This window comes from Bacteroides intestinalis DSM 17393, from assembly GCF_000172175.1.
Lineage (GTDB): Bacteria > Bacteroidota > Bacteroidia > Bacteroidales > Bacteroidaceae > Bacteroides > Bacteroides intestinalis.
Genome location: NZ_ABJL02000008.1, coordinates 2,594,436 through 2,616,109, shown reverse-complemented (window position 1 = coordinate 2,616,109; position 21,674 = coordinate 2,594,436). Strand labels below are relative to the sequence as shown.

At 42.7% G+C, this 21,674-nt stretch carries 15 protein-coding genes and 1 pseudogene; 12 read left to right on the top strand and 4 right to left on the bottom strand.

Features of this window, described 5'->3' with window-relative positions; genetic code table 11:
• The first annotated feature begins 83 nt into the window (after positions 1-83).
• Positions 84-3,227 carry a SusC/RagA family TonB-linked outer membrane protein gene (locus BACINT_RS19980; protein ID WP_007666540.1) on the top strand — a complete coding sequence of 1,048 codons (3,144 nt, stop codon included), beginning with the start codon at positions 84-86 and terminating at the stop codon, positions 3,225-3,227.
• Positions 3,228-3,255: 28 nt separating this feature from the next.
• The gene (locus BACINT_RS19975) at positions 3,256-5,346 is read left to right on the top strand and encodes a RagB/SusD family nutrient uptake outer membrane protein (protein ID WP_007666539.1); all 2,091 of its coding nucleotides are present in this window, start codon (positions 3,256-3,258) and stop codon (positions 5,344-5,346) included.
• Positions 5,347-5,602: 256 nt separating this feature from the next.
• Here BACINT_RS19975 and BACINT_RS19970 read toward each other — a convergent pair whose 3' ends face one another.
• Positions 5,603-6,283: an SGNH/GDSL hydrolase family protein gene (locus tag BACINT_RS19970; RefSeq protein ID WP_007666535.1), complete on the bottom strand. Its 681-nt coding sequence runs from the start codon at positions 6,281-6,283 to the stop codon at positions 5,603-5,605.
• Between the two features lie 36 nt (positions 6,284-6,319).
• Positions 6,320-8,359, bottom strand: coding sequence for a beta-galactosidase (locus BACINT_RS19965; RefSeq protein WP_374730567.1), 2,040 nt, complete (start codon positions 8,357-8,359; stop codon positions 6,320-6,322).
• Between the two features lie 237 nt (positions 8,360-8,596).
• Here BACINT_RS19965 and BACINT_RS19960 point away from each other — a divergent pair, with 237 nt between their 5' ends.
• From BACINT_RS19960 to BACINT_RS19945, 4 genes and pseudogenes are all read left to right on the top strand, one after another.
• The gene (locus tag BACINT_RS19960; protein WP_007666531.1) at positions 8,597-9,277 is read left to right on the top strand and encodes a DUF4450 domain-containing protein; all 681 of its coding nucleotides are present in this window, start codon (positions 8,597-8,599) and stop codon (positions 9,275-9,277) included.
• Positions 9,274-10,695, top strand: a complete 1,422-nt coding sequence (locus BACINT_RS19955; protein ID WP_044155128.1) for a rhamnogalacturonidase — start codon at positions 9,274-9,276, stop codon at positions 10,693-10,695. Before BACINT_RS19960 ends, BACINT_RS19955 begins: the two co-directional genes overlap by 4 nt.
• A gap of 57 nt (positions 10,696-10,752) precedes the next feature.
• On the top strand, positions 10,753-11,880 hold the full coding sequence (locus tag BACINT_RS19950; protein WP_044155387.1) for a glycoside hydrolase family 88/105 protein: 1,128 nt from the start codon (positions 10,753-10,755) through the stop codon (positions 11,878-11,880).
• Positions 11,881-12,010: 130 nt separating this feature from the next.
• Positions 12,011-13,289 (top strand): annotated as a pseudogene (locus tag BACINT_RS19945) (rhamnogalacturonan acetylesterase).
• A gap of 117 nt (positions 13,290-13,406) precedes the next feature.
• On the opposite strand, the gene BACINT_RS19940 reads toward BACINT_RS19945, so the two are convergent.
• A complete protein-coding gene (locus BACINT_RS19940; protein ID WP_044155385.1) occupies positions 13,407-14,072 on the bottom strand; it encodes a Crp/Fnr family transcriptional regulator in 666 nt (221 codons plus the stop codon).
• 175 nt (positions 14,073-14,247) lie between these two features.
• On the opposite strand from BACINT_RS19940, the gene BACINT_RS19935 reads away from it, so the two are divergent.
• From BACINT_RS19935 to BACINT_RS19925, 3 genes are all read left to right on the top strand, one after another.
• The gene (locus BACINT_RS19935) at positions 14,248-14,847 is read left to right on the top strand and encodes a MarC family protein (RefSeq protein WP_044155126.1); all 600 of its coding nucleotides are present in this window, start codon (positions 14,248-14,250) and stop codon (positions 14,845-14,847) included.
• A 332-nt stretch (positions 14,848-15,179) separates the two neighbouring features.
• A complete protein-coding gene (locus tag BACINT_RS19930) occupies positions 15,180-15,461 on the top strand; it encodes a LysO family transporter (RefSeq protein ID WP_007666519.1) in 282 nt (93 codons plus the stop codon).
• Complete coding sequence (locus BACINT_RS19925; protein ID WP_007666512.1) at positions 15,458-16,084, top strand: LysO family transporter; 627 nt, start codon at positions 15,458-15,460, stop codon at positions 16,082-16,084. Before BACINT_RS19930 ends, BACINT_RS19925 begins: the two co-directional genes overlap by 4 nt.
• Here the strand turns inward: BACINT_RS19925 and BACINT_RS19920 are convergent.
• The gene (locus BACINT_RS19920; protein WP_007666511.1) at positions 16,079-16,819 is read right to left on the bottom strand and encodes a rhomboid family intramembrane serine protease; all 741 of its coding nucleotides are present in this window, start codon (positions 16,817-16,819) and stop codon (positions 16,079-16,081) included. The two genes, BACINT_RS19925 and BACINT_RS19920, sit on opposite strands and share 6 nt — an antisense overlap.
• Before the next feature lie 192 nt (positions 16,820-17,011).
• On the opposite strand from BACINT_RS19920, the gene BACINT_RS19915 reads away from it, so the two are divergent.
• From BACINT_RS19915 to BACINT_RS19905, 3 genes are read left to right on the top strand one after another with little or no spacing between them, the layout of a single operon-like run.
• Positions 17,012-18,952 carry a glycogen debranching enzyme N-terminal domain-containing protein gene (locus BACINT_RS19915; RefSeq protein ID WP_007666506.1) on the top strand — a complete coding sequence of 647 codons (1,941 nt, stop codon included), beginning with the start codon at positions 17,012-17,014 and terminating at the stop codon, positions 18,950-18,952.
• A gap of 14 nt (positions 18,953-18,966) precedes the next feature.
• Positions 18,967-20,238: a glycosyltransferase family 4 protein gene (locus BACINT_RS19910; RefSeq protein WP_007666504.1), complete on the top strand. Its 1,272-nt coding sequence runs from the start codon at positions 18,967-18,969 to the stop codon at positions 20,236-20,238.
• Between the two features lie 18 nt (positions 20,239-20,256).
• Positions 20,257-21,657 carry a glycoside hydrolase family 57 protein gene (locus BACINT_RS19905; RefSeq protein WP_007666500.1) on the top strand — a complete coding sequence of 467 codons (1,401 nt, stop codon included), beginning with the start codon at positions 20,257-20,259 and terminating at the stop codon, positions 21,655-21,657.
• Positions 21,658-21,674 lie beyond the last annotated feature (17 nt).

The following is a 21,674-nucleotide window of genomic DNA, read 5'->3' as shown; positions in this document are numbered from 1 at the left end:
TGCAACACTTTTTCACAGGTGGGAGACCTTAATTCTCCTGAGAGAATAGAAAACTAACTTTTGTTTAACTTAATAATTAAAGTATGAAAAACAGCAAGAATTTAAGTCTGTTGAGTCGTCTGGGTAAACTCCAGCGGCTGTTTCTCGTGGCTTTGTTCTCGGTATTGGCTATAGGAGCCGCCGCACAAAGCAAAACCGTTTCGGGTACTGTAATTGATCAAACCGGTGAACCGGTTATTGGTGCCAATGTTCTGGTTAAAGGCACTACTAATGGTGTGATTACTGACTTGGATGGTCGATTTACTCTTTCCAATGTACCTAATAATGGTACGATTTCTATTTCTTTTATAGGTTATAAAGACCAGGAAATTTCTGTTGCAGGAAAAACAAATTTCCAGGTGACATTGCAGGAAGATAATGCAATGTTGGATGAAGTAGTGGTAGTAGGTTACGGCGTTCAGAAGAAGAGTGACGTGACGGGTGCTTTGACACGCGTAGGGAGTAAGGAACTGAATGCAAAGCCCGTAAGCAATGCTTTTGAGGCATTACAAGGCAAGGCGGCAGGTGTGGATATTACTTCCAGTCAGCGTCCGGGTTCTGTAGGTTCTATTCGTATCCGTGGTAATCGTTCATTGAATGCCAGTAATACTCCGCTTTATGTCGTGGACGGTGTTCCTTTGAGTGCAGGGGGGATCGAGACACTAAATCCGCGTGACATTGAGTCGATTGACATTTTGAAGGATGCTTCTTCTACGGCTATTTATGGTTCGCGTGGTGCCAATGGTGTTGTGCTTGTCACTACTAAACGCGGTAAAGTGGGACAATTTGCCTTAAATTACTCTGGAACGGTCACTATGGAAACTATAGAAGATAAGTCGCCTGTGATGAGTGCCAGTGATTACATTACTTGGAAGCGCTGGGCGTACTACAACAATAACCCGGAGGTTTACGCTCCTGGTAATGCGCCTACTTATGAGAACGACCAAAAAATCTTTGCGGGTGACACCTATGCTTTGAAAAATGTAAACAAAGGCTGGGAAGGTAACTCTTGGGATGGTTCCAAAGTAAGCAATACCGACTGGACAGGCATCGTAACGCGTACAGGTATCACCCATGAACATACATTGAGCGCCACTGGTGGTAGTGAGAATCTGCAAGGATCTTTCTCTTTCGGCTATTTAAATAACAAAGGTACGCAGAAAGGACAGGAATATGAGCGTTTTAATCTGGCTGCAACTGTAGATATTACACCGAAACCTTGGATTAAAATAGGAGCATCGATTAATATGTCGTTTGCAGACCAACAGTATGGTGTGGATCGTATGGCCGGTACGAATAATGGCCCCGGTGATATTTACGGACTGGCCAAATCCATTCCTCGTTATGCTGTACCATACGATGATGAAGGAAATGTGATTGCTACGCCGCATACCGAATCACGTACTTATACGGTAGTGGATGAATGGAAGAAGGTGAACGATGATCGTGAAAATTATCGTGCATTGGCTAGTTTCTACGCACAATTGGATTTCGGCAAGATGTGGAAACCGTTGGAAGGTTTGAGCTATAAGTTTGCTTTTGGTCCTGATTTTCGTTACAATCGCAATGGTATCTTCCGCGACAGTTCATCGGCATCCCTTGCCGGTTCAACGAATTATGCCAGTTGGGGGTCTAACCGTTATTTTTCCTGGACGCTGGACAATATGATTCTCTATAACCGCCAGTTTGGCAAGCACAACATCGGCGTGACATTGTTGCAGACAGCTTCAAAGAATAACCATGAAAGCGGTTCAATGAGTGCATCTGATATCCTTGTTCCCGAAATGCTATGGAATAACATGGGGATTGTTGATGTTACACAATCCCGTTACAAAGCAGGCATGGGTACCGGTTTGACCGAAAGCCAGATGGCATCCTACATGGCTCGTATAAACTATTCGTTCAATGATCGCTATCTTTTGACTGTATCAGGACGTTACGACGGTTCGTCAGTACTGGCGGCAGGCAATAAATGGGATTTTTTCCCGTCAGCCGCCCTTGGTTGGCGCATTAACCAGGAAGAGTTTATGCAAGACATTACTTGGATTGACAATTTGAAACTGCGTATTGGTGTAGGTACAACGGGTAACTCTTCCGTCAGCCCTTATGGTACATTGGGTGGAATCTTTACAGGTTGGATGCCATTTTCGACGGGTAACCAAATGATTTTTGTGACTAATGAGCCTTACTATGTAGATATGAGTAAGAAAGCCAATTCGATGGCTAATAGAGACCTGTCGTGGGAGAAAACTACACAGTGGAACTATGGTATTGATTTCGGATTCTTAAGTAACCGTATTAATGGTACGATAGACGTTTATCACTCCAAGACGAAAGATTTGTTGATGTCCGTAAATATTCCGACCCTGACAGGGTATCCTTCTACAATGCAGAATATCGGGCAGACAAAGAACTTCGGTGTGGACATTTCGTTGAGTGTAACTCCCATCCGTACTGAGGATTTTGAATGGGTATCATCTCTCAATGCAGCTTATCAGAAAGAAGAGATTGTTGAACTGGCTAATGGCAAGAATGATATGATTGACAACACATGGTTCATTGGTCAATCTATAGGAGTCTTTTATGATTATGCTGCCGATGGTATCTGGAAAGAATCAGATGCTGCGGAAATGGCTAAGTGGAATGAGAAGGGAAGCAAATTCAAGGTCGGCATGGTGAAGCCGGTAGATCAGAATGGAGACTACCAGCTTGATGCCAACGATGATAAGATAATTTTGGGTAATAAGACCCCACGCTGGACGTTGGGCTGGAGCAACTATTTTACTTGGAAAGGTGTTGAATTGGGAATTGAGTTGTACGGTCGTTTCGGTTACATGATTTCGACAGGAGGCGAGGCACAGGCCGGCCAGTTCCAGCAGCGTGAAATAGACTATTGGACACCGGATAATCCGAATGCCGAATGGCAGATGCCTATCTACGGTTCGGGTGACTCTTATGCCGGTCTGTTGGGCTATAAGGATGCTTCCTTCCTGAAACTGCGTAATATTTCTTTGGGGTACAACATCCCGCAAAACATTTGTAAAAAGATAGGTATCAATTCATTGAAAGTATATGTACAAGGACGTAATCTGGGTGACATCTATTCATCTATTGATTACATTGACCTCGATCTCGGTACGTCTTATTACAATCGTGGTGTTACGTTTGGCTTGAATGTAGGTTTCTAATCATTAATCATTAAACAAAAAAACGAATATGAAAAATACTAATAAAATATTATCGGGTATTCTTGCCGCTTCAATAATGTTTGGTACGACCTCATGCGGCGATGACTTCCTGAAAGAAAATGCAAACCATACTACTACGGATGCTTTGCTTGAAACTGGTGCGGGCGCATTGGCCATGGCTGCCGGTCTTTATGGTAACCTGCGTTGGCACTTTGGATACGAATGGGCTTATGCCATTACACTTTATGGTTGTGATGAATTTTCAATGGGATCAGACGAAACTTCGCTTGGATGGATGGACTATAATACGGCTGAAATGAATCCGGCAGGATCGTCGCGTCGAAACCATCCTTCGCCTGCAGATTTGTGGAACGAATTGTATTTTGGTATTGCAACGTGTAATCTACTGTTGCAAAAAGCTCCTCTCATAGCCAGTGAACAGGATCGCAATTCAGCCTTGGGGGAAGCTTATTTCTTGCGTGGATACAACTATTATCGTCTGTTCTGCCAATACGAGCGTTGCCCATTACAACTGGAACCTATTGATGTAAGTGCAGGCGTTCCACGTAACTTCAAGCTGTCTAGTGGTGAAGATGTACTGAATCAAGTCATTGACGACTTGCAGAAAGCGTATGATTTGCTTCGTACAGACGATTGGCGTGGTGCTGGTACGTGGACTAAATATACGGCTGCCCATTTCTTGGCTAAAGCTCTACTCTATCGCCAAAGCGAGCGTTGCACTTGGAAGAGTAATTATCCTGCAAAGACCGATCTTGACCGTGCCATCCGGCTCTGTGATGAAGTCATTGATGCGCGTGGCTTGGAAAAAGATTATAATAATTTGTATTCCAACTGGACAGGGGTGGACTGTAATATTGAAAAGTCGAAAGAAATCTTGATGTCGGCTTTGCATAACGATGCTTCGACTACTGTTGGCCGTTACGGAAATCGTACCTATAATTATTTCTCTTCGCAGTACAACACTTATTCAGGTGGCTATGTTCCCCGTGGTCAGTATATCGGCGACATGGAGTTCCAGCGTTGCCGTCCTACAGAATATACTTATGCTGTGTTTGATAATGTGAATGATTCTCGTATGTGGAAAACCTTTAAAACGGTTTATGGTATTTGCAATAACGTAGCAACGCCCGATTATGTTAAAGCTGAAAATGCGCCCACATTTGGCGATCAAGGAGTTCTCTTCTTGTTGAATAAGAAGGATGACACACGCTTTCGTAAGGATGAGTTTGGTCGTGCGGCTATTAAGCATACATTTGTCAATCCTGAAACGGGTAAATGGGTACCCAATGTAGCCCCGGTTTATGCTGAAGGTCAATATGTGATGAATACTTACGGTACATCGGCAGCCAATCGTTCTAATATGTTCTGTGGTATTAACAAAACAGCCGATGGTAGCCGTACCGGTGAAAAGGGGGATGCACACCGCGATGTAACGATGGCTCGTGTTGGTGAGACCTACCTTGTGAAAGCTGAATGTCAAGTACGTAATGGTGATGATGCAGGCGCATTGGCTACTATTAACTTGCTGCGCAAACGTGCTGAATGGAAAGCCGGTGAAGACCGTGAATATTATGTAGATGGTACTATTGCTTTCAAGAGTAACTCAACAGCTTCAGGCAATTGTGCAAAAGGTAACAAAGATGCCAATGGCGCTAAGTTGACGAATCAGCAGGCATTTGAATATTCGTTTATCCAGAAGAATTCTTATGTACTTTCTACGGGTGTGGAACGTCCGGTAGAAAGTGAATCGTGGAATGCATCTAGCCTTCAAATCTCCAGTTGGAACAACCTGCCTGCAGAAGACCAAGCTGTACTGAACGGAATGGGACTGAGTGTTAATACACTAGAAGGTAAGGTTAATTTTATTCTGAACGAACGTACTCGTGAATTATTGGGTGAGTGGAATCGCTGGGATGAACTGAGCCGCACGAAGACTCTTTATAAGCGTGCCAAACTTTTCAATCCTGAAACACTCTATATTCAAGAACATCATAACCTGCGTCCTATTCCTCAGTCGTTCCTTGATGGCTTGACTAATGACAATGGTGAACCACTGACAGATCAAGAAAAGAAGGATATGCAGAATCCGGGGTATTAATTTAGGGTATAGGATAATATAGTTTTGTTGATTTGTAAAGGGTTGTCCTCTGTAGGCAGATGAGGCAACCCTTTTCTTGTTTACTTGACATGATCTTGATTTTACACTTACTGGATGGCTCCACTGAGTATCTTCAAATAACAAAACATGATGCGAAAACGAGTTATATGTATCAAACCAATTTTGAACTGCTACTTACGATAAAGATGAAAAAAGGAAACAGCTAGGTGTTCCGGTCAAAGAGCCCACAGTGGCTTCAATACTGTAATATAAAGTTCTCCGCTACTTTCAGGAAGCGGACATGACCTTTTGCATTCAGATGTGCCGTGTCCTTCTCTCCCTGAAAATATATTCTTCTGAAAGTGTCATTGTCGGCATAGATACCTCCCTTCCTGGCGCAATCAAAGATGGGAATGCTGTAATTACCGCAGACTTCAACCATGGCGTCTACCACTTTCTCGGAGTCACTTTCCTTAAAGTTTTTACAGTTCCATCGGGTAAAGAAAAAGATTTTGGCTGTGGAATATTTCTCTACGAGGCCTTTACAGAGTATTTCCAGCTTAGCTTTGAAATTATCTATTCCTCCGATGGAATCAAGCTTGAAAGCATCGTTGTGTCCTCCGATTACGATAACATAGTCGAGGCTGTCTGTCATCTCTTTATATCTTATGTACATGGCCTCGCCCCAGCGCGGGCTGGAATAAGCAATACTATTCCCATTCCTACCATAATTGAAGTATTCCATGCCATGTTTTTGAGCAAACGCATAGTGCCAGGTATTTTCAACAGGTTCTTTGTGGTTCTTCACATAACTGTCACCAATGACTCCGATACGTTTTCCTTTCAGATCATCCGTTTGCGAGTGAGTGTTTGCTGTCTGTGCGAATCCCGTGAGAGCGGACAGGCAGAAGATGATAAATAATAGTTTCTTTCTCATGATACTTATTGTGTATAAATAGATGCCGGTTTTGAACTATTGCTTTGTTACGAATACCAGTACTCCTGCCGTCGGAATATCTGTTGTTCCTATCAAAGTTTTGGTTCCTTCAGGAAGATTGAAGTGATAGGGCTTGTCGCCATAATTGAGAACTATTCCCAAACCGTTGCGATATTCCATCGTTACTCCATACGGCAGATCCATTACAGATATATTCAGTTTTGTATAGAGCTTTTTAAGCACATCTCTTTCTAAAGTTCCGTCTGTGCTGTCAATTCCTACATAAGTGATAGTACCTTTACCAAGTTTGCGGGTGGTAATGGCCGGTTTTCCTTCATAAAATTCTTCGATATACTTTCCCCAGGTCTGGCAATCCTTACTTGGTTTCAGTATCTCTCCCCAGGTATTCCAGGGGTATTCTTTGCCATCCATAACAAACTTTCCCGGTTCTTCGGGGAGCAGAAGGTCGTAAAACTCTATTTCATTTCCCGTCAAATCATAGATCAGTGAACCGAAAGGTGCTTCGGGCAGACGGCCGTAACGGTCTTTCTGTGCTGTACGGCAGGTTAATACCAGATTACCGCCATTCTTTACGTATTCAGTCCAACGGTCTACCAATGCTTTGTCTGCCATCTGATAGGCAGGAGCAATGACTACCGGATACTGTGACAGATCTTTGCTTTCATTAATAATATCGACCGGAGCGCCGAAGCTTTTTAGCGTACGGTAATACTTGTCGATGTGTGCCATCGTGTTCCAGGTACGGTTCTGCTTCTGGCGTTCGATGCTCCATGCATTTTCGTGATTGAAAAGTATGGCGGTGCGACGGGCTTGGTAATCAGCGGGTTTCACATCACGTGCTTTTGCCTGTGTACGCAGTTGTTTCACTTCTTTGATGAATTGTTCGAATTCATGTCCTCCGGGGGTGATGGTAGTGCCGTCTGTGTTGGCAATTCCGTAATGATACTGTTCTGTTCCGTAAAGCGGCTGGCGGTAACGGTACGTACAAATGAAATCGCTTCCTCCTGCAAATACACTCCAGAGCCACAGGCGGACAGCTCCGGGAAGCGGTTGTGGATTAATACCTCCCCAATTGACTTGTCCCGGTTGCAGTTCCATTACTCCGTAAGTTCCTTGTACGGGGCGGAAGAAATCGTTGGCAAAGGCGATGCGTAACGGATTTCCCACCCGATATCCGCGACGTCCGATGCCTTCGTTATCGCCATAAACCATGTAGCGGGTATAGCTTACGAAATCCAGGTCGGGACTTCCACCAATATGGCCTTCATCATAGTTGGGGATATAATTGGTGGTAATCCATTGGTTGCGGGCATGCTTCTTAATCAGCAGGCATTGCTCATTCAGGAAGTCATTGGTTTGTCCGGCGGCAAAACGTCGGTAATCCAGTATTTGATGATGGTTCATAAACATCTGGGCAGTCTTGGGGAGGGTGATTTCGTCAAAGGTAGAATAAACTTCACTCCAGAAAGCAGTGCCCCAGGCATCATTCAGTTCTTTGATAGTATTGTGATACTTGTTTTTCAGGAAGTTGCGGAATGCTATTTCTGCCGCCTCACTATAATCGAACTGTACGGCAGGCTCGTTATCAAGCTGCCAGCCTACGATGCGTGGATCATTGCCGTAATGTTGTGCCAACTTTTCTATCATCTTGTAGGCGAGCTCCCGATATCGTGGAGAGGCGAATGATGCATGTTGGCGGGCACCGTGGTCGAGGACTGTACCATCTTCATACTTAATCAGGATTTCAGGATATTTGCGACTTAACCAGACGGGTGGGGTAGCGGTAGAAGTACACATCACTACTTTTAGTTTGTACTTGTCTGCCAAAGCGATTGCCTTGTCCAACCAGGCGAAGTCATATTTACCCTCTTCCGGTTCCAGTTGTGCCCAGGCAAATTCGGCAAAGTGGGTGAACTCAAAACCTAAGTCATGCATCTGCTTGAAGTCACGTTCCCATTGGCTTTCGTCCCAATGCTCGGGATAGTAGTAAACACCGGTCAGGGTGAGGTCTTTGTCATTGAACCATGTTGATTGTGCAAAGAGCATTTCGCTCATCAGGCATGCACAAAGTAGGGTGAAGATTTGCTTTTTCATGGATGTTTTTCTTGTTGGATTTATATGTACGCAAAGATAAGTGGCTCAGAAAAAAGAGCCTATGGAAAATAGTGCAATTTCCTGCAAAATAGGACTCTTTTAGATGAATTTCCATGTAAATGTACATGTTTCCATTTATTGAAACTGTGAAATGGCCTATTTTCGCAGCATGAATTAATTAACGGAATACTGGGTACTATGAGGAGAAGCATTACGATATTATTATTGTTAGTCCTTGTGCTGATGGAAGTGAAAGCACAGGTGCTTCCTTTCTGTTTGTCTAAAGGGTCGGGTACTTTCCGGTTTGGAATAGTAGCAGGTGATGAAAGCCGTTGGTTGGATGAATGTAATTTGAAGAAAACGGGAGACCGGATATATACCATAAAGGATGCATTGTTAGATAAGGGTGAAGTTAGGTTGGTAATATGTCCTTTGGCAGATACGAAGGGTTTTGTAATGGAGGTTTCCGGCTCCCGTTTACCCGAAAATATATCTTTGTGTTGGGCTTTCGGAGCCTGCAATGAAGATGAAACTCTTTCGAAAGAAGGAAATATAATCTCTCCCGGGGCTTGCCGGGACAATGTATTCAGTGATGAAGAGAATGTTGTCACTGTATATTATGGCGAAAGCATGGGTTTGCGGGTTACTTCGGGAATCATGCCTGTTGGTTCTGAACTTCGCTTGTCGGATGCCCATCGGCAGAAAACTCCACTTGAATTGTATCATTCGGGAAAGAAAACAGATGCTCCTGTACTTTCCGGTTTCTACTCCTGGACTGCGCAAGAGAATTGTTACTTCTGTTTCTATAAACAGAATGCCAAGGCGGATTATAATTACTTTATGTTACCGGAACTATTTCAAAAAGAAAATAAGAGATGAAACGTTTGGTTGTGCTCATATCGGTTTGTTGCTGCGTGCTGCTGATGCAGGCGTCCATCCATAATGTGAAAGATTATGGAGCCAGGGCCGACGGGGTGACTATTGATTCGCCTGCCATTAATCGTGCCATCTCTGCGGCTGCCGGTGAAGGTGGTGGTACCGTATATATCCCTGCCGGAGAATATGTCTGCTATTCCATACGGCTTGCCAGCCATGTTCATCTTTATCTGGAACAAGGTGCGCGCATCATAGCGGCATCGCCTACTCCGGAGGGTGGATATGATGAGGCTGAGCCGAACGAACATAACCGTTATCAGGACTTTGGTCATAGTCATTGGAAAAACTCCCTGATCTGGGGAATCGGCATTGAAGATGTGACTATTAGCGGTCCCGGACTAATCTATGGTCGTGGACTGACTCGTGAAGAAAGTCGTTTGTCGGGAGTGGGAAATAAGGCTATCAGCTTGAAGCTTTGCAAAAATATCACACTGAAAGATTTCTCTATGTTGCGTTGCGGACATTTTGCCTTGTTGGCTACCGGAGTGGATAATCTGAGTATTATCAACCTGAAAGTGGATACCAACCGTGACGGATTCGATATAGATTGCTGTAAAAATGTCCGTATAATGGGATGTAGTGTCAACAGTCCGTGGGATGATGCTATTGTATTGAAGGCATCCTACGCCCTCGGAAGTTTTAGGGACACGGAGAATGTGACGATTTCCGATTGCTATGTTACCGGTTACGACCGTGGAACGATGCTGGATGCCACATGGCAGCGCGATGAACCGCAGGCGCCCGATCACGGCTATGTAACGGGACGTATAAAGTTGGGCACTGAATCCAGTGGCGGCTTCAAGAACATTGCTATTACGAACTGTATCTTTGAGCGTTGCCGCGGTCTTGCCCTTGAAACGGTGGATGGCGGTCAGTTGGAAGATATTGTTATCAGCAATATCACAATGCGGGATATTGTGAATGCCCCTTTCTTCCTGCGCCTTGGCAAACGTATGCGTAGCCCCGAAGGTACTCCAGTAGGTTCAATGAAGCGTATTCTTATCAGTAATGTCAATGTATTCAATGCCGATTCACGTTACTCTTCCATTATCAGTGGGGTGCCGGGAGCATGGATCGAGGATGTAACTTTCAGCAATATCCATATTTATCATCAGGGAGGCTATACGGCGGAAGATGGCAAGCGTATTCCGCCTGAGAATGAAAAGACTTATCCGGAACCATGGATGTTCGGCATTATTCCGGCAAAAGGTTTTTATATCCGTCATGCACAGGGAGTGACGCTGGATAATGTACATTTCCATTATAAACAGCCGGATGGACGTCCTTTGTTTGTGACGGATGATGCCGAGGGAGTGGTGTACCGGAATATAACCGTGGATGGTGAAGGGTATAATAATTAGTGTGAAACAATAGGTAGATTAAGATATAGAACAGTATTAATGAGTAATAACCACATCATGAAAAAGAAATTGATAGGAGTTTTCCTCTTTGTGAGTCTTATTTGCGGGAGTGTCAGTGCACAAGGATTACCCGACAGAAAAGAGACACTTAAAACTTTGGTAAAAGTGAATGATTACTTCATGAAGAAGTATGCAGATTATCGTACGCCGTCTTATAATGGTATTATTCGTCCCAGCAATATCTGGACGCGGGGAGTATATTATGAGGGATTGATGGCGCTGCATTCCATTTTTCCACGGGAAGATTATTATAATTATGCTTATCAGTGGGCTGATTATCATAAATGGGGAATGCGCAACGGGAATATTACCCGTAATGCCGATGACCAGTGTTGCGGACAGGTTTATATCGATTTGTATAATATGTCTTCCGACCCGGAGAAGATCCGAAAAATCAAAGCCTGTATTGACATGATAGTCAATACTCCGCAGGTGAATGACTGGACTTGGGTGGACGCCATACAAATGGGAATGCCTATTTACGCTAAATTGGGTAAACTGACGGGAGAACAGAAGTATAATGATAAGATGTGGGATATGTACAGTTATTCCCGCAATGTGCATGGTAAGAACGGACTCTTCAATCCCAAAGATGGATTGTGGTGGAGGGATGCGGATTTTGTTCCCCCTTATAAAGAACCGAATGGAGAGGATTGCTATTGGAGCCGTGGTAATGGTTGGGCATACGCTGCATTAGTGCGTGTTTTGGAGGAGATTCCGGCAGATGAACTGCATCGTGCGGATTATATTAACGACTTCCTTGCAATGAGCAAGGCTCTGAAGAAATGCCAGCGTAAGGATGGTTTTTGGAATGTAAGTCTTCATGATGAAACGAATTTCGGTGGAAAAGAGACAAGCGGTACAGCGCTCTTCGTCTATGGTATGGCTTGGGGTGTGCGCAAAGGTTTATTAGATAAAAAAGAGTACCTTCCGGTATTGCTGAAAGCCTGGAACGCAATGGTACAGGATGCTGTTCATCCAAACGGTTGTTTGGGCTATGTACAGGGAACAGGAAAGGAACCTAAAGACGGTCAGCCGGTGACTTATGATAAAATACCTGATTTTGAGGATTATGGTATCGGCTGCTTCCTGTTGGCAGGCGCTGAAGTGTATAAATTAAATTAATTAGTAACAGATTTCATAGATTATAGTATAATTGATTAAAAAGTCAATTAGGGGGAAGGAGGGACTGTGAAGTCGTTCCTTTTCTTTTTCTTTGCATAAAATTAAGTAACTAACATAAAATGAAAGAGATATGAGACGGATTTTTACATTGTTAATTTTAGGATTCTTGTTTGCTTCCGGTGCGGGAGCACAAAGTTATAAGTTCGACTTTACTTACCGGTAAAAAAGTGAAGGACGGATATATCAAGATTACATCTGCCGACCGGTATGATCAGGCAAAAGGCTATGGATATGACCTATGCCCTTCTCCTGACGGAAGGAGTAAGGCTCCTTTCTTCTTTTCTGTAGCCATACCGGATGGGAATTATCATGTTACGGCTATTGTAGGCAGCAAACGCAATGCAGGAGAAACGACACTTCGTGGAGAATCACGCCGTCTCTTTTATGAGAACGTGAAAACGAAAAAAGGGGAATTATTGCCCTGTTCCTTCACTATAAATAAGCGTGATATACATATCTCCGACAAAGAAGACGTACGCATCAAGCCGCGTGAACGTAGCAAACTGAACTGGGACGATAAGCTGACTTTAGAATTTAACGGAGATGCTCCCCAGTTAACAGAGCTGATTATTGAGCGCGTGGAAAATGTTCCTACAATCTTCTTATGTGGTAACTCTACTGTAGTCGATCAGGACAATGAACCCTGGGCCAGCTGGGGGCAAATGGTGCCTCGTTTTTTTACAGATAGCATTTGCTTTGCAAATTATGCTGAGTCTGGCGAATCCGCCAATACTTTCATTGGTGCCGGTCGCTTAAAGAAAGCTCTGACGCAAATGAAACCGGGCGATTATATCTTTATGGAGTTCGGTCATAACGACCAGAAGCAGAAAGGTCCTGGTAAAGGTGCTTTTTACTCTTTTATGACAAGCCTGAAAACGTTTGTAGATGAAGCTCGTGCCCGTGGTGCTCAGCCTGTATTGGTAACTCCTACCCAAAGACGTAGTTTTGATGAAAACGGAAAGATTAAGGATACCCATCTCGATTTTCCCGATGCAGTACGCTGGTTGGCAGAAAAGGAAAATATACCTTTAATAGACCTGCATGCTATGACACGTGTCTTGTATGAGGCTATGGGAGTAGAGGAGTCTAAACATGCTTTTGTGCACTATCCGGCAAATACTTATCCCGGACAGGATAGACCATTGGCGGATAATACCCATTTTAATCCGTATGGAGCCTACCAGATTGCTAAATGTGTAATTGAAGGTATGAAGAAAGCCGGATTGCCTGTTGTGAAGTTCCTGAGAGCAGATTACCAGGGATATAACCCGTCACAGCCGGATAATCGCGATTCTTTTAAATGGAATGACATTCCGTTTACGGAAGTGGAAAAGCCGGACGGTAACTAAAGAAAGCTTTAGAATAAGAATTACGCGAATGATACAGAACTGATTTCTTTAAAGAATCAAAGAAAATATCTGTATGATTCGCGTAATTTATGTGCTGATACTTATAAAAAAAGGCTTTTAAGGGATCATTTTTTCTAAGTCCGGAATCACTATTTCGCCTCGGTGTAGCTCCAGTAAGCCACTCTCCTGCATGCCATTCAATGCTTTCGATACACTCAGGCGTGTGTCATTAATAGCATTGGCAAGTTCCTCCATCTTTATTTTCAGTATTTTTTCTCCCGAGGGACGTTCAATGTGTGAGAGTATAAAATCGGTGATACGTGCTTCAAGTCTTTCCGGAACTTCCGTCCACAAACGATTGTAGCAGGTTTGTGCCCGGTTACTGATAATATTCATATAGTTGAGTCGGAAGATTTCGTATCTGAACAAATCGTTCATCACAAATGCTTTACTGATAGTTACGGTATGTACTTCTGTATGGGCAACATGAGTAGATACATAAGATGTGTTCATACCGAACAAGGATTGAGGCTCAATCAGATAAGGAGCCTGAAAGAACTCTGTAAAGGTGTAAGAATTATCTGTAGATGAGGTAGATGAAGCGATTTCCCCGTTTAAGATAAATACCAACTGTACACATGCTGTACCTTTTTTAACTAAGATTTCGCCCGCCTTATGCTTGGTGAAATGTAATTTTACTTTTCCCAATATACTGGTGAAGTCCTCATGGGCGAGTCCTTGAAATAGTGGCAATTGGAGCAGGGTGTCATACATCGTTTCCATATCTTTATCAACTTCTTGTTTGAAAACAAATGTAGGCATAATAGCTATTTACCGTAAACACTTTGCCTCTCTTTTTGTTTTTTTTATTATTTCTTAAACGTGCTATTCATTCAGGCAATTAAATCTTGTGGAATGCATAAAAATCGATTATCTTTGCAAAAAAAAGGAGGGACACATGTTTGCAACATTTAACTTACAACAAATGATCAGTGCATTTATCGTACTATTCGCAGTTATTGATATCATTGGTTCTATTCCTATCATTATCAATTTGAAGGAAAAAGGTAAAGAGGTGAACGCATTGAAGGCCACGTTGATATCTTTTGCGTTATTGATAGGCTTCTTCTATGCAGGAGATATGATGTTAAAGTTATTTCATGTGGATATTGAATCGTTTGCCGTTGCGGGTGCATTCGTTATTTTCTTGATGTCTCTGGAGATGATTCTGGATATAGAGATATTCAAGAATCAGGGGCCGATTAAGGAAGCTACTTTAGTGCCGTTGGTTTTCCCGTTGCTGGCAGGTGCAGGTGCTTTCACTACATTACTTTCTCTTCGTGCGGAATACGCCAGTGTTAATATTATCATTGCTTTGGTGTTGAATATGATATGGGTGTATTTTGTTGTTAGCATGACCGGACGTGTAGAACGTTTCCTGGGTAAAGGCGGTATTTATATTATCCGTAAGTTTTTTGGTATCATTCTATTGGCTATCTCGGTAAGATTGTTTATGGCGAATATTACTTTGCTAGTAGAGGCATTGCATAAAACTTGATAAAGATAGTTTTCTTGACTTGATGCAGATCAAATTCGTTGCTTTATTGAATACATATTTGGAAAATATACATAAAAGTTCTACCTTTGCATTCAAATTCTGAACGATAATGAAAAATTTATGTACATATAATCCTTTAAAGCGATTGCTGCAGAACGAACATATTTGTTGCTGTAGCGTCGTGCATGTACATTGGTTCAGTGGATTTATCTAAATACTCTTATCACTTTTTTTCTTTAGCCGGATGACTTTGGTTGCCGGCATTCTATTCGTCTGTTACTAATTCTTTAGTAATTGTGTTTTTTGTTGCATTAATCTAAACTGGAATTGTTATGTTTAAAATACTTGGCCTGATGATCTTGGGCATTATCATAGGTTATGGTTTGCGTCGTATTTCGTTTTTACGCAAAGTGGAAGTTTCTATATCTTATACGGTATTTTTGTTGCTGTTTGTTCTGGGAGTTACTATTGGTTCCAACCGACTGATTGTAGATAATCTTTTTTCTTTCGGATGGCAAGCAGCGTTATTGACTTTGTCGGCTACCGTAGGGAGTATTTTAGCTTCGTGGATTGTATTAAGATTGTTTTTCACTTCTAAAAAGAAAAAGGTATGAAAGATAGCTTGATTGTATTGGGAATTTTTGTGGGCGGATGCCTTTTAGGAGTTTTGGGGTATTTCCCATTAGATTTGAAGACAGGTAATCTGTCTATATATATACTGTATGCGCTGATGTTTCAGATTGGTATCAGTATCGGCTCTAATAAAGAATTGAAGAGCATGATTTCTCAGCTTCGCCTGAAGTTCTTACTGATTCCGCTGGCTACTATCAGTGGAACCCTGCTGTTTTCAGCAATAGCCAGCCTGTTACTCAGTCGTTGGAGTATATTCGACTGTATGGCGGTGGGAAGTGGTTTTGCTTACTATTCTTTATCGTCTGTGCTGATTACACAGTTTAAAGAAGCATCGATAGGAATTCAGTTAGCTACGGAACTGGGTACAATAGCTCTGTTGGCAAATATATTCAGAGAAATGATGGCCTTGTTGGGAGCACCGTTGTTGGTACGATACTTCGGTCGGTTAGCTCCTATATCGGCTGCCGGGGTTAATTCAATGGATGTGATATTGCCTGTAATTACCCGTTATTCAGGGAAAGAGATGGTGCCTATTGCCATTTTTCATGGTTTACTTATTGATATGAGCGTACCGTTCTTTGTTTCCTTATTTTGTAGATTATGATGCCAGTTCCTCTTCTACCTTATGGCAGCCTGCCTCTTCTATTGGGTGGCAGTCTGTCTTTTCTTCATTAACCTGCTCCTTTTCTCCTGATTCTTTCCCAGACTCTTCTTCGGACTCTTCGTCAAGTGTTTCTTCTTCATCGTCTTCGTTTGCAAACGGGTCCGGTCGTTGAGGTCCATATCCCATAAATGCAATGGCACATATTGTGCCGGCTATGGCTCCACTAAGGTGTCCTTCCCAGGAAGTGGTTTCTTTTGCAAAGAATGGGAACATATTCCAGATAAGTCCACCATAAAGAAAAGTAACTAATAAGGAGATAGCAATCAGTGGAACGTGCTTTCGAAGAATGCCGCTGAAAAACAGGAAGAATGCAAGGCCGTAGATAATTCCACTGGCTCCGATGTGCCATCCCGGCTTGCCTATAAGAAAAGTGAGTGCACCGCATCCTATCCAGATGGCAAAGAATATATAAGAGGCAATGTGTCGGTAAAAGTAGAACAAGCACCACATCAGGAAGAGTAGCGGTAGTGTATTTGCCAGTAAATGCTTCCAACTGCCATGTACAAGCGGGTGTGCGAAGATACCAAATACTCCTCTTTGCTCCATAGGATATACACCTAACCTCCTGAAATCCCAGTCCATACCGACTTCAAGGAACTTTAGCAAGTAAAGAATAAAAATAAGGAATAACGGTATAACCGCTGCCAGAGCTATTCGGCGGATATCATGCTTCATGTTTCGTACAGGTTTCTGTTATTTTGGTACAATGCTACGAATATTTAAGTAGAAAACGAAAATAAATGAACTTTTTATTTTGCGTATTGTCTTTAATTTGTATTTTTGGGCATCACTATCATACCCGTAAACATAGTAGGCGAGGTATGGAGCATGATGCCTGAACAATTAACCTTTAAATAATGCACAACTATGAGTTATTTACGATTTGACAAGACTCTGATGATCAATCTGGAAGAATCTTTACCAAGGGAGATACTCCGGACAAATAAATCAGGAGCCTATCATTGTACAACGATTGTAGATTGTAACACACGCAAATATCACGGACTATTGGTGATTCCCGTCCCCAATCTCGACGATGAAAATCATGTGCTGCTGTCTTCTTTGGATGAAACGGTAATTCAGCACGGTGCGGAGTTTAACTTGGGGCTGCATAAATATCAAGGAAACCACTTTAGTCCGAATGGACATAAGTATATCCGCGAATTTGATTGCGAACATATCCCGGCGACAACTTACCGTGTAGGCGGAGTTATTCTCCGCAAAGAAAAGATCTTTGTACACCACGAAAACAGAATTTTGATTCGTTATACCTTGGTAGATGCCCATTCGGCAACCACACTTCGTTTCCGCCCTTTTCTGGCGTTTCGTAGTGTGCGTGAATATACGCACGAAAATCCACAGGCAAACCGCGACTACCAGTTGATAGAAAATGGTATAAAAACTTGTATGTATCCCGGCTATCCCGAGCTCTTCATGCAACTGAATAAGAAAAATGAGTTTCACTATCAGCCGGACTGGTATCGTGGCATCGAGTATCCTAAAGAACAAGAACGTGGTTATGACTTCAACGAAGACCTGTATGTTCCCGGATATTTTGAAGTGGATATAAAGAAAGGCGAGAGTATTGTTTTCTCTGCCGGTATATCTGAAATTTCCCCGCGTAAATTGAAACAGACATTTGAAGCGGAAGTAGAAGATCGTACGCCGCGCGACAGTTTCTATCACTGTCTGCAGAATTCGGCACATCAGTTCCATAACAAGCAGGGGAATGACCACTATGTACTGGCCGGCTATCCCTGGTTCAAGTGCCGTGCCCGCGACCTGTTCATATCTTTGCCCGGGCTGACTCTGGCAGTAGATGAACAGAATGAGTTCGAAGATGTTATGCTAACTGCTGAAAAGGCTATACGTGAGTTTATCAACGGTGAGCCCGCCAGCTATAAGATCTACGAAATGGAAGATCCCGATGTGTTGTTATGGGCTATATGGGCATTGCAACAATATGCCAAAGAAACTTCTCGTGAACAATGTCGCCAGAAATATGGCCGTTTGCTGGAGGATATCATGGATTACATCCGTAGCCGTAAGCATGATAATCTTTTCCTGCATGAAAATGGTCTGCTATATGCCAATGGAACAGAGAAAGCTATTACCTGGATGAATTCTACGGTAAATGGTCGTCCGGTAACACCACGTACGGGATACATTGTGGAAGTGAACTCTTTGTGGTATAATGCACTTCGCTTCATAGCCGATCTGGTTCGTGAAGCTGGCAATGTCCATCTGGCAGATGAATTGGATGCTCAGGCTGAAATAACCGGGAAGTCCTTTATTGAAATATTCCGTAATGAAAGCGGTTATCTGTTCGATTATGTAGATGGATTTATGATGGACTGGAGCGTCCGTCCCAATATGATATTTACCGTTGCTTTTGATTATTCTCCGCTGGACCGGGCACAGAAAAAACAAGTGCTTGATATTGTGACGAAAGAGTTGCTTACTCCGAAAGGTCTGCGTACTCTCAGTCCGAAGAGTGGGGGATACAATCCTAATTATGTCGGTCCTCAGATTCAGAGAGATTATGCTTATCACCAGGGTACAGCTTGGCCTTGGCTTATGGGTTTCTATATGGAGGCATACCTGCGTATTTACAAGATGAGCGGTGTATCATTCGTAGAGCGTTATCTGATTGGTTTTGAAGATGAGATGACGAGTCATTGTATTGGTTCGCTCCCCGAACTCTTTGATGGTAATCCACCGTTCAGAGGTCGTGGTGCAGTATCTTTTGCCATGAATGTGGCTGAAATACTGCGCATCTTGAAATTGTTGTCTAAGTATAATTTATAAGAGGAGGAACGAAAATGAAAGTTTTAATGTTTGGATGGGAGTTCCCCCCGCATATCTTAGGTGGCTTGGGAACTGCCAGCTACGGTCTGACGAAGGGAATGTCCCAGCAGGAAGATATGGAAATTACTTTCTGTATTCCAAGGCCGTGGGGCGATGAAGACCAGAGCTTCTTGCGTATCATAGGCATGAATAGCACTCCGGTAGTGTGGCGTGATGTAAACTGGGATTATGTTCAGGGACGTGTAGGTTCTTATATGAATCCCCAGCTCTATTATGATTTACGTGATCATATTTATGCCGATTTTAATTATTTGCATACCAATGATCTCGGTTGTATCGAATTTTCCGGCCGTTATCCGGCCAACTTACACGAAGAGATCAATAACTATTCTATTGTGGCCGGTGTGGTGGCACGTCAACAGGAGTTTGAGATCATCCACTCACACGACTGGTTGACGTATCCTGCAGGTATTCATGCCAAACAAGTATCAGGCAAACCGTTAGTAATCCATGTGCATGCCACTGACTTCGACCGTAGCCGTGGTAATGTGAATCCCACTGTATATGCCATTGAAAAGAATGGAATGGATCATGCCGATCACATTATGTGTGTGAGCGAGCTGACTCGCCAAACGGTTATTCATAAGTATTTCCAGGATCCACGCAAGGTATCTACCGTACATAATGCAGTTTCTCCGCTTCCGCAGGAAATACAGGATATTGTACCGCAGAAGAAGCCGAATGAAAAGGTGGTAACTTTCTTAGGTCGTATCACTATGCAAAAAGGACCTGAGTATTTTGTAGAAGCTGCTGCAATGGTATTGCACCGTACTCGTAATATCCGTTTCGTAATGGCGGGTAATGGCGATATGATGAACCAGATGATTCGTTTGGTAGCTGAACGCGGTATTGCCGACCGCTTCCATTTCCCCGGTTTCATGAAAGGAAGTCAAGTGTATGAAATGCTGAAGGCAAGTGATGTGTATATCATGCCCTCTGTTTCGGAACCATTTGGTATTTCTCCTTTGGAAGCTATGCAGTGTAGTGTACCTACCATTATCTCTAAACAATCCGGTTGTGCCGAGATTTTGGAGAAATGTATTAAGACCGATTATTGGGATATCCACGCTATGGCAGATGCGATTTATGCTATCTGTACTTATCCTGCCCTTTATGAATACTTACGTGATGAAGGTAAGAAGGAAGTGGATGCCATTAAGTGGGAAGATGTGGGATTGAAAGTGCGTCGCATCTACGAAGAGGTCATTAAACAATATAATAGATAACAATAAAACAATATAGATATGAGAACCATCTGTCTTTATTTTGAGATTCATCAAATCATTCACCTGAAACGCTATCGTTTCTTTGATATAGGTACGAATCATTATTACTATGATGATTATGCCAACGAATATAGTATCAACGAAGTTGCCGAACGTTCCTATATTCCTGCATTGAGTGCGCTCATTGACATGGTAAAGAATTCCGGAGGTGCATTTAAGGTAGCTTTATCCATTTCCGGTGTGGCTTTGGAACAGTTGGAAATTCATGCGCCGGCTGTCATTGATCTGCTACATCAGTTGAATGACACAGGATGTTGTGAATTCCTTGCCGAGCCTTATTCCCATGGGCTTTCTTCTTTGGCAAACGAGGATTGTTTTAAAGAAGAAGTAAAGCGTCAGTGCGCTAAGATGAAGCAAATGTTCGGTAAGTCACCGAAGGTATTCCGTAATTCCAGCTTGATTTATTCTGATGAAATAGGAGGACTGGTAGCAAGTATGGGCTTTAAAGGCATGTTGACTGAAGGTGCCAAACATGTTTTGGGCTGGAAGAGCCCGCACTATGTATATCATTGCAGTCATAATCCCAACCTGAAATTGTTGCTGCGTGATTTTAAACTTTCAGATGATATAAGTTTGCGTTTTTCTAATTCGGAATGGAGTGAGTATCCGTTGTTTGCAGATAAATATATTGGCTGGATTGATGCTTTGCCACAGGAAGAACAGGTTATCAATATCTTTATGGAACTGAGTGCTTTGGGAATGTCCCAGCCACTTTCATCCAATATTTTGGAATTCCTGAAGGCGTTGCCTGCTTGTGCAAAAGATAAAGGTATTACATTCTCTACGCCAACAGAGATTATCAGTAAATTGAAATCGGTATCCCAACTGGATGTGCCATATCCTATGTCTTGGGTCGATGAGGAAAGAGATACCAGTTGCTGGTTGGGTAACAGCATGCAACGCGAGGCTTTCAATAAACTATATAGCATTGCTGAACGTATCCATTTGTCTGATGACCGTCGTATCAAGCAGGATTGGGATTATTTGCAGGCAAGTAATAACTTTCGCTTTATGACTACGAAAAATAGTGGTGTAGGCTTGAATAGGGGTATTTATGAATCTCCGTATGATGCTTTCACCAACTATATGAATGTTTTGGGTGATTTCATCAAACGGGTAGAGTCGCTTTATCCAATGGATATAGACAATGAGGAACTGAATGCCTTGTTGACGACTATTAAGAACCAAGGTGATGAAATTGATGAATTGCATAAGGAATTAGAACAATTACAGACTAAACTGGAAAAAGGAAAAGCCGTTCCGGCAAAGGCTGTCAAAGCAACAACTGCTAAAACTAAAGCCCCGGCAGCAAAGAAACCGGCTGCAAAGAAAGCGATCAAGAAAGAAGTTACTAAGTAGTCACTTCTTTTAGAAGT

Coding starts and splice junctions, on each gene's coding strand:
- BACINT_RS19935 (WP_044155126.1), top strand. CDS start 14,248: ATGTTTGCAACATTTAACTTACAACAAATGATCAGTGCATTTATCGTA.
- BACINT_RS19925 (WP_007666512.1), top strand. CDS start 15,458: ATGAAAGATAGCTTGATTGTATTGGGAATTTTTGTGGGCGGATGCCTT.
- BACINT_RS19970 (WP_007666535.1), bottom strand. CDS start 6,283: ATGAGAAAGAAACTATTATTTATCATCTTCTGCCTGTCCGCTCTCACG.
- BACINT_RS19965 (WP_374730567.1), bottom strand. CDS start 8,359: ATGAGCGAAATGCTCTTTGCACAATCAACATGGTTCAATGACAAAGAC.
- BACINT_RS19940 (WP_044155385.1), bottom strand. CDS start 14,072: ATGGAAACGATGTATGACACCCTGCTCCAATTGCCACTATTTCAAGGA.
- BACINT_RS19910 (WP_007666504.1), top strand. CDS start 18,967: ATGAAAGTTTTAATGTTTGGATGGGAGTTCCCCCCGCATATCTTAGGT.
- BACINT_RS19950 (WP_044155387.1), top strand. CDS start 10,753: ATGAAAAAGAAATTGATAGGAGTTTTCCTCTTTGTGAGTCTTATTTGC.
- BACINT_RS19975 (WP_007666539.1), top strand. CDS start 3,256: ATGAAAAATACTAATAAAATATTATCGGGTATTCTTGCCGCTTCAATA.
- BACINT_RS19905 (WP_007666500.1), top strand. CDS start 20,257: ATGAGAACCATCTGTCTTTATTTTGAGATTCATCAAATCATTCACCTG.
- BACINT_RS19930 (WP_007666519.1), top strand. CDS start 15,180: ATGTTTAAAATACTTGGCCTGATGATCTTGGGCATTATCATAGGTTAT.
- BACINT_RS19955 (WP_044155128.1), top strand. CDS start 9,274: ATGAAACGTTTGGTTGTGCTCATATCGGTTTGTTGCTGCGTGCTGCTG.
- BACINT_RS19920 (WP_007666511.1), bottom strand. CDS start 16,819: ATGAAGCATGATATCCGCCGAATAGCTCTGGCAGCGGTTATACCGTTA.
- BACINT_RS19980 (WP_007666540.1), top strand. CDS start 84: ATGAAAAACAGCAAGAATTTAAGTCTGTTGAGTCGTCTGGGTAAACTC.
- BACINT_RS19960 (WP_007666531.1), top strand. CDS start 8,597: ATGAGGAGAAGCATTACGATATTATTATTGTTAGTCCTTGTGCTGATG.
- BACINT_RS19915 (WP_007666506.1), top strand. CDS start 17,012: ATGAGTTATTTACGATTTGACAAGACTCTGATGATCAATCTGGAAGAA.